General features: G+C 35.4%; 11 protein-coding genes and 2 pseudogenes. 11 read left to right on the top strand and 2 right to left on the bottom strand.

The window, feature by feature from the left end; all coding sequences use genetic code 11:
• Positions 1 to 29: 29 nt before the first annotated feature.
• Positions 30 to 590: pseudogene (locus FJR06_RS20195) on the bottom strand (WYL domain-containing protein); the annotation flags it as partial.
• Positions 591 to 743: 153 nt separating this feature from the next.
• On the opposite strand from FJR06_RS20195, the gene cas3 reads away from it, so the two are divergent.
• From cas3 to cas5d, 7 genes are all read left to right on the top strand, one after another.
• The gene (cas3, locus tag FJR06_RS20190; RefSeq protein WP_015081726.1) at positions 744 to 2921 is read left to right on the top strand and encodes a type I-D CRISPR-associated helicase Cas3'; all 2178 of its coding nucleotides are present in this window, start codon (positions 744 to 746) and stop codon (positions 2919 to 2921) included.
• Positions 2922 to 3622: 701 nt separating this feature from the next.
• Positions 3623 to 3820, top strand: coding sequence for a hypothetical protein (locus FJR06_RS20185; RefSeq protein ID WP_041458712.1), 198 nt, complete (start codon positions 3623 to 3625; stop codon positions 3818 to 3820).
• A 164-nt stretch (positions 3821 to 3984) separates the two neighbouring features.
• The gene (locus FJR06_RS20180) at positions 3985 to 5004 is read left to right on the top strand and encodes a YhcG family protein (RefSeq protein WP_168652141.1); all 1020 of its coding nucleotides are present in this window, start codon (positions 3985 to 3987) and stop codon (positions 5002 to 5004) included.
• Between the two features lie 41 nt (positions 5005 to 5045).
• Positions 5046 to 5462, top strand: a complete 417-nt coding sequence (locus FJR06_RS20175) for a DUF86 domain-containing protein (RefSeq protein ID WP_235082158.1) — start codon at positions 5046 to 5048, stop codon at positions 5460 to 5462.
• Positions 5455 to 8802 (top strand): type I-D CRISPR-associated protein Cas10d/Csc3, encoded by a 3348-nt coding sequence (cas10d, locus tag FJR06_RS20170; RefSeq protein WP_168652140.1) that lies wholly within the window; start codon positions 5455 to 5457, stop codon positions 8800 to 8802. The genes FJR06_RS20175 and cas10d overlap by 8 nt, the downstream gene beginning before the upstream one ends.
• Positions 8803 to 8890: 88 nt before the next feature.
• The gene (gene cas7d / locus FJR06_RS20165; RefSeq protein ID WP_015081721.1) at positions 8891 to 9934 is read left to right on the top strand and encodes a type I-D CRISPR-associated protein Cas7/Csc2; all 1044 of its coding nucleotides are present in this window, start codon (positions 8891 to 8893) and stop codon (positions 9932 to 9934) included.
• Positions 9935 to 9939: 5 nt separating this feature from the next.
• Positions 9940 to 10647 carry a type I-D CRISPR-associated protein Cas5/Csc1 gene (gene cas5d, locus FJR06_RS20160; protein ID WP_168652139.1) on the top strand — a complete coding sequence of 236 codons (708 nt, stop codon included), beginning with the start codon at positions 9940 to 9942 and terminating at the stop codon, positions 10645 to 10647.
• On the opposite strand, the gene FJR06_RS20155 is transcribed toward cas5d, so the two are convergent.
• Positions 10648 to 11067: a hypothetical protein gene (locus FJR06_RS20155; protein WP_168652138.1), complete on the bottom strand. Its 420-nt coding sequence runs from the start codon at positions 11065 to 11067 to the stop codon at positions 10648 to 10650.
• A gap of 104 nt (positions 11068 to 11171) precedes the next feature.
• On the opposite strand from FJR06_RS20155, the gene cas6 reads away from it, so the two are divergent.
• The 4 genes and pseudogenes from cas6 to FJR06_RS20135 all read left to right on the top strand — a co-directional run.
• Complete coding sequence (gene cas6 / locus FJR06_RS20150) at positions 11172 to 11990, top strand: CRISPR-associated endoribonuclease Cas6 (protein WP_015081718.1); 819 nt, start codon at positions 11172 to 11174, stop codon at positions 11988 to 11990.
• 482 nt (positions 11991 to 12472) lie between these two features.
• A complete protein-coding gene (locus FJR06_RS20145; RefSeq protein WP_168652137.1) occupies positions 12473 to 12841 on the top strand; it encodes a four helix bundle protein in 369 nt (122 codons plus the stop codon).
• 44 nt (positions 12842 to 12885) lie between these two features.
• On the top strand, positions 12886 to 13539 hold the full coding sequence (cas4, locus tag FJR06_RS20140) for a CRISPR-associated protein Cas4 (RefSeq protein WP_168652136.1): 654 nt from the start codon (positions 12886 to 12888) through the stop codon (positions 13537 to 13539).
• Between the two features lie 169 nt (positions 13540 to 13708).
• A pseudogene (locus tag FJR06_RS20135) lies at positions 13709 to 14073 on the top strand (ATP-binding protein); the annotation flags it as partial.

Genomic DNA, 14073 nt, shown 5'->3' with positions numbered 1-14073 from the left:
GAACCCTCGTAATTTGGCTACAGTATTGAACGAAAGCACCAGTTATGCTGTAGTTCTTCTATGTCATGATTATTTAATGTTTCCTCACACCAGCAATCAAGATAGAGGCGTTTTTCATGGGGGCTAATCTTAGCATAGTGAACCGTATAATTTAATATTCTTTCTGTTGCATCTTGATAAGAAAGTTGAAACGGTTGTTGACGCAAGATATAGTGGTCAATTTGTAACCGCCAAGATGGGAGTGAATTATTTAAAACCCCTTCAATTTCTTTTCGCATTGGTATGGACAATTCACTGCGTTCGAGTAGCAAATTAGCGATAATCTGCGCTTGTTCCACTTGTCCGATGTCTGTTAATGCACCTATGCAACGGTGTAAGGCGCGGATACGTGATTCCTGCCAGTCATGATTTTTGCCAATGATTAACTCATGTTGAGCGATCGCTTTGATAAGTTTGGAGATATTGGGATCTTCTCCCCACATCATCCCGAATTCGAGAGCGATAGCGAAGCGCTCCGTAGGAATCGCTTCTAGTTCGGCTTTGTCACGTTCTGATACCGACAAAGTGATAGACTGACCTTTTCGACTCATTATAAGTGTCCGTGTACTTTATACTTACTTTATCTTGTCAACTTCTATTTTGAGTGTCATTATAGATTTTAACAACGAGTTACGGACAGTTTTTAATTTTCACTTAGAAATTGCAACTAATGATTGCAGAAATTGAAATAAGTTATTAAGGGTATGTCAGAAAATTACAGTATTCATCTCAAACCTGTTTATTCTCAAACCGTCCCCACACCTGATGGGGTTAAATTACCAGATGGTTGGTGTTTATCTTGGCATCAATTAGAAACTTTAAAAGCCTTGCGCGATCCAAATATTGATGTAGTTTTCAACACTGCTATGACGGGAGATGGTAAAAGTTTAGCTGCTTATTTAGAAGTTCTTCAAGGTGAATTTTCCGCGATTGGACTTTACCCAACTAATGAATTAGCACGTGATCAAGAAGCACAAATTAAAGGATATATTGATATATTTAAACCAGGAAATCAACCTCGTGTAGTTAGATTGAATGGGGCTGATTTAGAAATTTATGCGGAAAACGAAGAATTAAAAAAAGGTGCTGCACTTTTAACTCGTGTAGTACAATCTGAAATACTTTTAACCAATCCTGATATTTTCCACTACTTACATCATGGAGCATATCTAAGCCATGATGATAGTCCTGATAAACTTTGGGGGCGAGTTAATAAAAACTTTGATTTATTTATTTTTGATGAATTTCATGTTTTTGCTGCTCCCCAAATTGCCAGCGTAATTAACACCATGCTGTTGATTCATTGTACAAACCGCCGGAAAAAGTTTCTCTTTCTTTCAGCTACACCCGATAGAGATTTAATCAGCAGATTAGAAGTAGCCGGATTTCGTTGTCAAGAAATTAATCCTTTAGAAGAAAATAAATATCAATTTCCTGATGATCCAGAACAAGAAGTGCAACTTAAGTCCAAAGAATGGCGACAGGTAACGCGAGGAATTGCACTCAATTTTATGCCTTTAGAACCGAGTTTTAAAGCTTCTGAAACTTGGCTAAAAGAAAATAGTAATTTAATTATATCTCAATTTCAGCAATACCCAGGTAGTAAAGGTGCGATTATTCTCAATTCAATTGCAGCAGTTAAGCGACTAACTCCGTTTTTTCAGGAACTTTTAAAATCTGATAATTTAATAGTGGGAGAAAATACAGGTTTATCAAGTAAAGGAGAAAAAGAGTTAAGTTTTGTGGCTGATTTGGTTCTGGGTACAAGTACAATAGATGTGGGAGTTGATTTTAAAATTAACTTCCTGATTTTTGAATCATCAGATTCTGGTAACTTTATTCAACGATTGGGAAGATTAGGAAGACATGATGGATATGAGAAAAATGGTCAAGAAATTAAGTTTGATAATTTCATAGCTTATGCTTTAGTTCCTAATTTTTTAGTTGAGCGTTTATTTCAAACAGATTCACCACCATTAGAAACTGATAATATTTATGATCGTCCATTTTTGCAACAAACTATAAAAGAGCAATATCGTAAAATCAATGATTTTCATGGTTATTATCGCCGATGGGGTGCTGTGCAGTCATTTTGGTTATGTTGTAAATTGAGCGATCGCACTATTAAACAACAGTATGCTAAAAGTCGAGAAAAGTTCCAAACAGCCTGTGAACAAGTATTTAATACAAGTTTAAAATCACAAGCTGGACATATTACAGGATGGGCTAAAAACTGGAAAGAAATGTCAGGTAAATCAGGAAATCCCATTGCTGAAGATGCAGCGAGTTTTCGTGGTTCTAGTCCTTTGCAATGTGGTTTATATGATTTGACAGAAATTAACGAAGCAGAAAGATTTAAAACTTATGATTTACCGGGAATTTTAAGCAACTTAGAAATAGAAATGTGGACGGAAGCAGAATTCATACGGACATTAAAAGAAACTGCCCAACAAACCGGACAACCCATAGCTAAAGGTAGATTTGCTCATTGTCTCGCATTTATCAAGTTACGTTCCTACCGTGAGGAACGGTTGAACTGGAAATTTACCTATTTTGGAGACTTGCAACCCATAGCTGACGCTTGGAAAGTACAGGTTTTAACAGGGGTGGGAGTATGGCAACCGGATAATGCTTGGATAGGTCAAATTGATAAAAAGCTGAAAAAAGAGGGGTTAGTTTGTTATGTAATTCGTCGTCCAGTTGCTGAAGTGCGGATGCGGTTAAGGCTACCTATGCACTTTCAACTTTATCCCATCAGTGATCAATACAGTATTCATGAATCAACTCAGCCCTATTCTATAGCTTTTGGTCAATCTGCGCTGCTACTAGATACGCTTGCTTATACTTTCAAAAGCAAAGGAGATGAGATATGGATTGCTTGAGGTTTTCGCTTCTACCGTCAATTTTAGGAAATTTAACAGGGAAACATTCAATAGTAAATACAGTTTCAATCCCTAATAGGGGTTATAGAGTCAAGCAAGCTTTTGTTGATTTATTCTCCAGCTTGCTGATATGGGCAGTAAGGCATAAACGCTTGAGAACAGTAGCGGAAGTTTCAATCCCTAATAGGGGTTACTCATTGCCCATAAAATCTTTCAATTCAGCAATACTATTGCCAAAATAAGAGCCTTGATAATTTTTGGCAAAAACGGCAAAAATAATCATATATAAGCGTTTCGATGAAAAGGTAGTTTAGAATCTAAAACCCTTATCCTACCGTCAATACATTTAAAAAATCCTTGTCGGAAACCTTTAAGGAATTTTTAGGGGTGATTGTTTTTGCCAAGCAAGAGCGAGGAACGGGAGTTCATGGTTAAAGCATTATCATCTCACCCTCGTAATTTGACTAAGGTATTGATTCAGATTGTACATTAATTTCTCAGGGAATAAAATCAGATGCAAGAAATTTAAATGGTCTTCTGATACTGTTCTCCAAAAAACTATGCTATCATCAGCTAGTGTGGCTTCAACGCTTGAGTGCAGGAACGGAGACTGGTTGGACAATATTTTATTCCTCTGACCCGCAGTGTTTTCTTATTTCTAGTCAGAAGCCTCCAAGTAAACAATTTAATTGGAGAGTTATATGGACAACCATCAACAGATGGAACTCTTTGACTTGCAAGCTTATACCTCAGAACAATCTACTGTAACTGAGGATGTACTGGAATTGGTAGAAGAAATTCAACAACCACAACCAAGTCTCTATAAGCAACTTGAACTAAATTTATTTCCGCAGACAATCTACTTGACTCATTTAGAGTTGATGGAATTAGCTGCGTAATGTGTTAAAGAGTTTGGAAATATAAACTTCTTGGTTTACCAAACTCCTTAATTTCAACTAGCTAGTAGGGTGCGTTAGCCATAGCGTAACGCACCAAAATAAATACTAAATAACTAAACCATAAACATTACTAGAAAGAATCACTTCGTTGAAATATTTCCATCATGAATAATTCAATTTCTGATAATTACAGACATCTACTTATGGAAGTACAACAACGAATTCGTTCAGCCCAATACGATGCTCTCAAAGCAGTTAATCGAGAAATGATTAACCTTTACTGGGATATTGGCAAGATGATTGTTACCCGACAACAGAATGTTAATTGGGGTAAATCAGTCGTAGAACAGTTAGCAAAAGACTTACAAGCAGAGTTTCCAGGTATTAGTGGTTTTTCTACTCGCAATATTTGGAGAATGCGAGATTTTTACCTAACTTACCACTCTCAGAAAATTCTGCCACCATTGGTGGCAGAAATTGGATGGACTCACAATGTAGTCATTTTAGAAAAATGTAAAGATGATTTAGAACGAGAATTTTATATTAAGATGACTCGTAAATTTGGTTGGACAAAAAATGTTTTAATTCACCAAATTGAAAATCAAACATATCAAAAAACTCTGCTCAATCAAACTAACTTTAATAAAACAGTTCCAACAGAGATACGTAACCAATTAAAACTAGCTGTTAAAGATGAATATACTTTTGATTTTCTGGAATTAGCAGATGAACACAGCGAAAGACAGCTAGAACAAGCAATTTTGACAAGAGTTGAACCATTCTTACAAGAAATGGGTGGTTTATTTGCTTTTATTGGTAGTCAATATCGCTTAGAAGTTGATGATGAAGAATATTTTATAGATATTCTATTATATCATCGCCGTTTAAAGTGTTTGGTGGCAATAGAATTAAAAATTGGTAAATTTTTACCTGAATATGTTGGCAAAATGCAATTTTATCTATCTGTTTTAGATAACACGGTAAAGTTACCAGATGAAAATCCTTCTATTGGCATTATTCTTTGTAAATCTAAACAGAGAACTATTGTGGAATATGCACTCAAAGATTCTAATAAACCCATTGGTGTAGCCACTTATCAGATAGTTTCTCAATTACCTCAAGAACTAAAAAATCAACTTCCTGATCCTGAACAGATTGCTAAATTACTAGAAGGCTTTGAATAAACACTATTTGGGATAAAAACATGAAAATTAATTATCTAATTGTGACTAAAACAAACTTAATCACAAAATATTACAAGACATTAGAAAATTTTCGTTCTCTAAGCCTTGATAATTTTTTAGCTGATTATTCTCAACAACTTCTGGCAGAAAGACTCTTACATTTAATAACTCAAACCGCAATAGATATTAATCACCATATTTTGTCAAGATTAAATCATGGAAATTCTACTACTAATTTTGAATCTTTTATTGAAGTTGCTAAATATCAAGCAATTACACCAGAATTAGCCCAAAATTTAGCATCATCAACAGAATTCATAAAACACCTAATTTATCAATATGATGATATAGATCCAAATCAAGTTTTTAAAGCAATTAATTTTGCTTTAAAGCAATATCCCCTTTACGTCAGACAAATAAACTCCTATTTAATTTCATTGGAAGAACACAATGCCTAAAAAAAGTAAAGATGCAAATGAACATCAACAATTATCACTTTTAGAAACGGAAATCTATTCAAATGATGAAATCTCAGATGATGTTTTCTCATCAAGTGATTTTGGTTTTGATAGTGATAGTGATAGAACTATTGAAACCAAAGGACAATTACTCACACTCAAGTTATTAAAAGAAGCAATACAATCGCAAAATCCTCATGATCAAGTCATGGCAGATTTTAGCGAATATGTATTACCCAATTTGCTAAAAATAGCTATTGGTGTCACTGCTAAAGGTGGTAAATTCTTTGATGAAATAGACGAAAAACGAGAAGCAGAAGGTAAAACAAAAGTTAGACGTGATAATGCTGCTGACCAATCTTTAAATACACACTTACTTAATGGCTTATTTCCAGCAAATTTAATTGAGCAAAGATTAGAACAACTGGATACCACAGTTAAAAGAGTAGTCAAAGATAAAGAACGACGTTTAGTAATTGCTGGCTTTATTTTACATGATTTTGAAAAATTCCCAGATGCACCTGAAGAATGTCGCAAGTTACCTTTAGATGAACATCGCAAAATTATTGATGAAAAAGTCAAACAATTAGGACTTGATAAATTTATCAATCCAGATAATCCCGAACTTTATCAAGAATATATTGATGATTTGTTGTGTATGGCTTATAATGCACAACGACGCTGGGATACTAACTGGAACTTTTCAGAATTTGGGTTAAATCCTGTTCTTAAAGACCGAACTATTCGCAGTTTATGTGATTTAACCTGTTTAGCTGATTCTCTCGCTTCAATTATCAAACATCCCCAAGATGCAGAAAATACGAGACTTAATGAAATTCTCCACAGTCTCAGTGATGGTAAATTGAAATTTACCTATCATCACATTGCCGAAAATAGAGGCGTTTTAACCAACGTTGTTAATAATGCAGTAATTGAAGCTCACACTAACTTAAATACTGCTGAAAATACATATTATCAACCTTTGTTATATCTACCAACAGGGGTAATTTATCTAGCGTTGCGTGATGCTCCTCCTATCTCACTAGAAATATTACCAGATATGGTAGTTAATAAGATTAAATCCCTTTGTTCTGGTCAATTAAAACTCAGACAAACGGGATTTGGTAGAGATGGAAAAGGAATGAAATATGCTGAATATTACAACCTGTTTTTTGAATCTCCAGGTTTAATGCAAGTTGCTTTAGATGCGACTTTACGCATTCTCAATACTAATAAACCTTCTGTTGCTAAAAGTCGTAGTGAGAATTTAGTGAAGTTCCAAAAACAGAATGTTTTATCTCCTGATTATGATTTTAAGTTTGATGATAGTATCCGTATTGATCAAATTGCCGAATTTGGTGATTTAATTACTCGCAAAATTTGGGATGAAATAGTTAATAAAATTGAAACTGAAAGGAAGAAAGATAAAAAATTACCAGAAGTTCCAAATTTTGATTTAACTCACAAAGTCGCGGAATTTTGGAATTTAACAGAATATTTACCGCAGGTTCGAGAAATTCAACGCATTAATGAAAGTTTGAAAGAACAAAAACTCAAAGGTAATACAGGAGGTGTACCTTATGAATGGTATTATCTAGCGGCTAAATATTTAGAAAAACACCCAGGTATTGAAGATGTCCGCGAAAATTGTCAACAGGTAATTTATTACTTAACAGATTTAATTTCCCCAATTCTGGCACAGTATCAATTACCTGATGGTTGGGATGATTTAAGGTTGTGGGTATCAAGAGTTGTCATGTTACCTCATACCAATAAACTAACATCTGTCACCACGGAAATTGATAATTTTATCAATGAGTTGACTAATTATAATGCTGCGAAAAAATCAGGGAGAGGTAAACAATTAATTTGCTCAATTTCTCATTCAGCTTATACTGTCACTGAACAGATGGAATCAGCAGTTTTATTTACACCTCAAGTTTATACAAATAAACAAATGTTAGGAGGTTCTAACGCTAAACGCAATATTTCTAGTATTGCGGGTGTAGAAATGATGCTGAGACAAATTCTCATGAATCAAACTCAAGCTGTAGGAAAAAGATTTGAAGATGGGAAATATCGCTATCTCTATTTTTATCCAACTTATTACTTTACCCCAGAAACTAATAAGTTTTTACAAAAAGCTTACATGAACATTGCTCAAACTCGTTTTGATACTAGCATCCGTAATCATTTCATTAGTAAAGATTTACAGGTTGATTTAACCAAAGAAAATTATCAATGTGTGGATAGTTTCTTAATTGATGAGAATTTAGATAGTGAAAAAGATCGCACTTTTAAACTTTCTTATCCAGAAGATCAACCTTTAACTTTTTATTTCATGGCTTTACCTCCTGGAAGGGATAGCACTGATACAGAATCTTGGGTAATGCCGAGTTGGTTAGCGTTCGCTTTTCCGATGATTTTAGATGTGAAAACTGTGGTTTCTGAGTCTCCTATTCCCCCATTTAATGATGGTGCAGAATTTGAAGAAACGGTATTTCTGGATAGTGCGCCTCATGCTTTTAGAACTTTGGTAAAAAGAGATAGATTCAGACTTGATTATATTCTTGAAGGTTGGGAAGAGTCCGGTATTGAATATCCTGCACCTTTAAATGTTCTAACTGCTGCTTACGCTATCCATTTAGATGTTAATGCAAAGCAAGGTAAGACTGGCTATGATGCTAATTGGGGTAAATTTACAGAATTATCCAAGGATTTTGAAACCAGTCCTCTTCATGTCTTTTCTTATCTGAATAAATGGGTGCGTAATCAAAAACTTGAGACAGCAAGAATTGAGAAAATCAAACTTTACACCTATCATTTTTACCCTTGTTTTGACCCTTATGCAAAATTTGATTCTACTCAGGAGAAATTAATTGTGGAAGAGAAATCAACTTTGAATCATCCTAAAAATTTAACGGAACTTTATCGCCGTTTTTATCGAGCTAATAAAAGGTTTAATCCTAAAGCTAATGCTGTTTTAAAACCCATTGATATTGCTGCGGATATTATTCTCAAAGCAGATTTATGTATGTTTGGTGGAGAAGTTTTAACTTCAACTGTAGCGGCAGAGGTTTTTAAACTCATGGATCGGGTACATTCTTCTACTGCTGAAGGACGTTGGATTATGAGTAAAAGGGAGGAAGAAAGACAAGCTGTTTTAGAGTTTGCAAGGTATTTTGTAGAGGATGTTTTTGAGGGGTGTTTTAAGAGCGATCGCGCCCGGTTAGCAGGCCGTCAATTGAATCTAATTCGAGATACCTGTGAATTTCTTTACCGTTTAGAAGATGATAAGGAAAACTCTCAAAACTCTGCAAATACTGACAATGAATCGTAGGGGTTTAGCATTGCTAAACCCCTACCCCAACGAACAATTACCAACAATTTTATCAACCCACATTCCGCACTTCATTTTGGAGAAAAACATGGCACTTTTAAAAACCGTTGACGCTAAATTATTTCAATCAGAAATTCCCTATAAACCAATGGGAAAATATGCCCACTTTCTCACCGTTCGCATTACTGAATCTTATCCTTTATTTCAAACAGATAGCGAACTTAATAAAGCACGGGTAAGGGCTGGAGTCAAAGATAAAAATACCATTAGCCGTCTTTCAATGTTCAAACGTAAACAGTCAACACCAGAAAGATTAGTAGGTAGAGAATTACTCCGTAAATATGAATTCATGACAGCAGAAGAATGTGAATATAACGTATCTTTTGCAATGGATAATCCTGATTGTATAATTTACGGTTTTGCTATTGGTGATTCTGGTTCAGAAAAATCAAAAGTAGTGGTAGATACGGCATTTTCAATTACAGCTTTTGATGAATCTCATGAAACCTTTACTCTGAATGCTCCTTTTGAAAATGGTACAATGGCTTCTAAAGGAGAAAGTGGTTCTAAAGCTGGTGAAGTTACTAGCAGAATTAATCAACAAGATCACATTAGACCACAAGTTTTCTTTCCTAGTATTGTAACACTGAAAGACCCCACAGAAGCTAGTTTTCTTTATGTTTTTAATAACATTCTCAGAACTCGTCATTATGGCGCACAAACAACCCGCACAGGTCGCGTTAGGAATGAATTAGTCGGTGTGATTTTTGCTGATGGAGAAATTACCAGTAACCTGCGGTGGACTCAAGCCATATACGATCAAATGAAGGCTAATAATACCCTCAAATCCCCAGATCCTTTAGATGAAGATGATGTAATTACATCGGCTAAAAGTGCAATTGAGAATTTAATGAATGATGAATTTATTGTGCATACAGATTTAATTGGTGATGCTTTTATACCTCTAGTCAATGAAGTTAAAAACCTCACAAATAACGAAGCAGGAATTAAATCACTTTTACAACAAGCTAATGATGAAGCTAAGGCTTATGCTAAAAAGCATATTAAAGGTAAATCTGAAGAAGCAAAAACCGCAAAGCCAAAAGCAGGTAAAAATGCTAAAGCGGAGTAACAAAAATGGTGTTTATCTACCGTTGTCAATTAGAACTACATGACAGCCTCTATTTTGCCACCCGTGAAATCGGCAGACTATACGAAACAGAGGCAATAATTCATAACTACGCCCTCTGTTATGCCCTTGGTTTAGTTGATAGTCAAATCTACTCAACAACCGTTGCTGAAGAAGATTCCTATCGCTATTTCTGCCCCGAACAAGTACCAAAATATGAAGCACATTTAACTCCTTTAAATGAACAAGGAATCTATATAACTCCGGCTCGATCTCTGAGGCATTCATCTATTCTCAATACATGGAAATATGCAAATAATAACTACCATGTAGAAATGGAAAAAACCCAAAAGAATATTCCCAGTTTTGGTAGAGCAAAGGAAATTGCACCAGAAAGTCAATTTGAGTTCTTTCTAATTTCTCAAAAAGAGATCAAATTACCTAAATGGATTCGTTTAGGTAAATGGATGAGTAAAGCAGAAATTACGGTTGAGAAATTACCACAACCAAAAATCAAAACTGATTTATTTACCTGCACTCATCCTTTAAATCCTTTGGATGTCATGTTTACTAATCAAGTTATTAGCTATGATGTGGTAAATATGCCACCAGTAAGTCTGATTCAAAATGTGCAAATACAAGGGGAATATTACTATTTTGATGATATCAAAAATGTAAAACTTCCCAAGTTAATGCAATACCGTTTTCGGAGTTAATTATTTTCCAAAACCTTTACCGCTCTTCTTTGTTTTAGGAGAGCGTAAAGGCATTAATTCAGTCATCAAACTACCACGATTTTGTAACATTAACTTGCGATTTCGCTCACGTTGATAAGTTGCTATTTCTTCAGCATGAGGATGATCTGGATCTATTTTGAGATGGGTAATAGACACTATATATAGTGCTTTATCTTCATCTTCGGGATTATCGTTCTTGCTGACTAATCGGCACATAATCCCACCTTCATCCCCAGAATAAGCTACCCAATCAACTTCAAATTCTTTCTCTGGATTTATTATGTCTCCTCTTGTCTTCAGCATTTTCAATAATTCTTTTGCCACCTTAACTTTAATTGGTAAACTGGTTTCTAACTTTTTACTAAGTGCTGTTGCTTCAAGATAATTATCAACTGTCATTTGTCTTACTCTTTATTCAATGTTAATTACTTTATACGTTCTATAGTCTGAATCTTTCTTAGTTTTCATTATCTATTTACAAATTGTGCCACACTGCAAAAATTATGCCCCATAGTCTCATCCTTAACATCGTCCCCCAATCTCCAATTTACCCCAATTTTCTCACAGGTAGACATTACCACGCCTTATTTCTTAACCTAGTGAGTTCTGTTGATAGAAAATTAGGAGACTATTTACACGAATCAAACGCCGATAAAGCCTTTACTCTCTCCCCATTGCAGGTAGAAAACAAACATAAAACCCAATCTTATACCTTACAATATGCCTATCAAAACTCTATTCCTGCTGGTACTTCTTGTTGGTGGCGTATTTCTTTATTAAATGACAATTTATTTAGTCAACTCACACCTTTATGGTTAAATATAAACCCCAAACAACCTTGGCACTTAGGTTCAGCCAACTTATATATTACCAGCATTCAAGGTACACCCCAATCTAATCAACCTTGGGCAAATGCTTGTAATTATCATCAACTTTATCAACAAGCAAGTGAGAAAGAACGCAATCTTAATTTCATCTTTTCTACACCTGTAGCTTTTCGTCAAGGTGAATTTGATAATGTTTTACCAACAAGGGAGTCTGTTTTCAATAGTCTACTAAATCGGTGGCATAAATATAGCGGTATTGAATTAACCAATATTTCTTTTGAATCAATTTATGCTAGTGCTTTTAATATCAATACTGAAGTTATTAGCAACTATGACAACAAATTTATTGGTTGTTTAGGTGAAATTAGTTATCGCATTCTTGGCAATGTAGAAACAACGGCAATTAAGCAAATTAACGCCTTAGCTGATTTTGCTTTATATGCTGGTGTTGGTAGAAAAACAACTATGGGAATGGGAATGGTGAGGAGAAGCTGACAGGGAAGAGGTGACAGGGAACAGGTGACAGGGAACAGGTGACAGGTGACAGGTGACAGGGAACAGGTGACAGGTGACAGGGAACAGGTGACAGGGAACAGGTGACAGGTGACAGGGAACAGGTGACAGGTGACAGGGAACAGGTGACAGGGAACAGGTGACAGGTGACAGGGAACAGGTGACAGGTGACAGGGAACAGGTGACAGGGAACAGGTGACAGGTGACAGGGAACAGGTGACAGGTGACAGGGAACAGGTGACAGGGAACAGGTGACAGGTGACAGGGAACAGGTGACAGGTGACAGGGAACAGGTGACAGGTGATAGTAGTAAGGTGACAGGGAACAGGTGACAGGTGATAGTAATAAGGTGACAGGGAAGAGGTGACAGGTGATAGTAATAAGGTGACAGGGAAGAGGAAAGAAGGTAAGAGGGAGAGTTAATAGGTTAGAGGCAAAAGTAAATAAGGGAAGAGGAGTTATTTATGAAGATTGAATCACATCGAGATTTAATTGTGTGGCAAAAATCAATGGATATGGTAGTGAATATCTATCAATTAGCTGCTAGATTTCCAAATACAGAAATTTATCGTCTTACTTCACAAATTACTCGCGCTGCTGCATCTGTTCCAGCTAATATTGCCGAAGGTCATGCACGAGGAACAACTAAAAACGATTTTGCACATTTTTTATCTATAGCTAAGGGTTCATTAATGGAAACAGAAACTTTTTTAATGCTTGCTGTTAGATTAAATTATCTAACTTCAGAACAAACAAATCCTACATTATCGCTGATTATAGAAATTAGTAAAATGCTCACTTCTCTTCGTTTGAAAATCTTAAATACACCATAAATAACTTTCTTCCCCCTATCAATTTTTACCACTTTTAATTAATTATGTTTCAAAACGAACTAACTAACTCTCTTCCTACTGTCACCTGTCACCTGTCACCTGTCACCTCTGATGATGATTACGTTAGTATCGCTTCTTTAAACCAATATTCCTATTGCCCTCATCGTTGTTGGTTGATTCATTGTGCAGGTGAATTCATTGATAATCAATATACTATTGAGGGTACAAGTTTACATGAACGAGTTCACACAGTCGGAGAACAAAACCGTGAGGAAACTTACCAAATACGGGCGATTTATCTCAAATCAGATCAATATAAACTTATCGGTAAATCTGACTTAATTGAGTTTGAAAATGGCGAATTTTACCCTATTGAATATAAAAGAGGACGCAGGGGAGAATGGGATAATGATGAATTACAAGTTTGCGCTCAAGCTTTGTGTTTGGAGGAAATGACAGGAAAAAATATCAATACTGGCTATATCTATTATGCTCAAACTCATCAACGGAAGTTAGTAGAAATTACCCCAGAATTACGAGGTATTACCATTGCTACTATTGAAGCTATCCAAACCTTACTGTTTACAGGTGCTATGCCAAAAGCTGTCAAAACAAAACGCTGTGATGGTTGTAGTCTTTATTCTCGATGTTTGCCCCAAGTTGCTGATAAAGTTGGACGTTATCAAGAAGCAAATTGAGAAATTTATACTTGATACAAAAACCTTTCTAAAACTCTTTTTACTGTTACCTGTCACCTGTCTACTGTCACCTATTTTGAGGATTTAATTATGGGTACTCTTTACATCAGCAGTTTCATCAATCCTGAGAAAATCCTTAAAAATGGGAGATAATCAGCAGGGGTTACTGTTGAACTGTTTTATAAGCTGTTACGAAAATAGAGGAATATTTCAGAAACAACAATCAACATGGACTAATCAACCGCCTACATTTGCTGATTTAGAAGCTGAATTAGAAACCCGTATGGAAGATGGTTGTAAAGATTCAGAAAAATTATTATTGAAAATGGCTGCTACATTTAAATATGGCATATTTAGCAAGCCCCAGCCGTCGTTAAACTTTCCGTTAATTAGATTTGACTTATCAGCATTAGCTAAAGTACCTGGATTATCAGCCATAGCAGCAGAAACTCTTTTAAAACAATTATTGGATTCTCATAAATTGCAGGGTGAAATTAAAGATAAAACCCACATTCCGCACCCCAAACTGTCACA

The organism is Dolichospermum sp. UHCC 0352 (assembly GCF_009711925.1).
Taxonomy (GTDB): domain Bacteria; phylum Cyanobacteriota; class Cyanobacteriia; order Cyanobacteriales; family Nostocaceae; genus Dolichospermum; species Dolichospermum lemmermannii.
Note: the sequence above shows the minus strand (reverse complement) of the source record. Positions and strands in the feature narration are given on the sequence as shown.

What these genes read in the sequence shown, in the direction of transcription:
- FJR06_RS20155 (WP_168652138.1), bottom strand. Translation starts at nt 11,067, where the DNA reads ATGACAGTTGATAATTATCTTGAAGCAACAGCACTTAGTAAAAAGTTA.
- cas10d (WP_168652140.1), top strand. Translation starts at nt 5,455, where the DNA reads ATGCCTAAAAAAAGTAAAGATGCAAATGAACATCAACAATTATCACTT.
- cas5d (WP_168652139.1), top strand. Translation starts at nt 9,940, where the DNA reads ATGGTGTTTATCTACCGTTGTCAATTAGAACTACATGACAGCCTCTAT.
- FJR06_RS20180 (WP_168652141.1), top strand. Translation starts at nt 3,985, where the DNA reads ATGAATAATTCAATTTCTGATAATTACAGACATCTACTTATGGAAGTA.
- cas7d (WP_015081721.1), top strand. Translation starts at nt 8,891, where the DNA reads ATGGCACTTTTAAAAACCGTTGACGCTAAATTATTTCAATCAGAAATT.
- FJR06_RS20185 (WP_041458712.1), top strand. Translation starts at nt 3,623, where the DNA reads ATGGACAACCATCAACAGATGGAACTCTTTGACTTGCAAGCTTATACC.
- cas6 (WP_015081718.1), top strand. Translation starts at nt 11,172, where the DNA reads ATGCCCCATAGTCTCATCCTTAACATCGTCCCCCAATCTCCAATTTAC.
- cas4 (WP_168652136.1), top strand. Translation starts at nt 12,886, where the DNA reads ATGTTTCAAAACGAACTAACTAACTCTCTTCCTACTGTCACCTGTCAC.
- cas3 (WP_015081726.1), top strand. Translation starts at nt 744, where the DNA reads ATGTCAGAAAATTACAGTATTCATCTCAAACCTGTTTATTCTCAAACC.
- FJR06_RS20145 (WP_168652137.1), top strand. Translation starts at nt 12,473, where the DNA reads ATGAAGATTGAATCACATCGAGATTTAATTGTGTGGCAAAAATCAATG.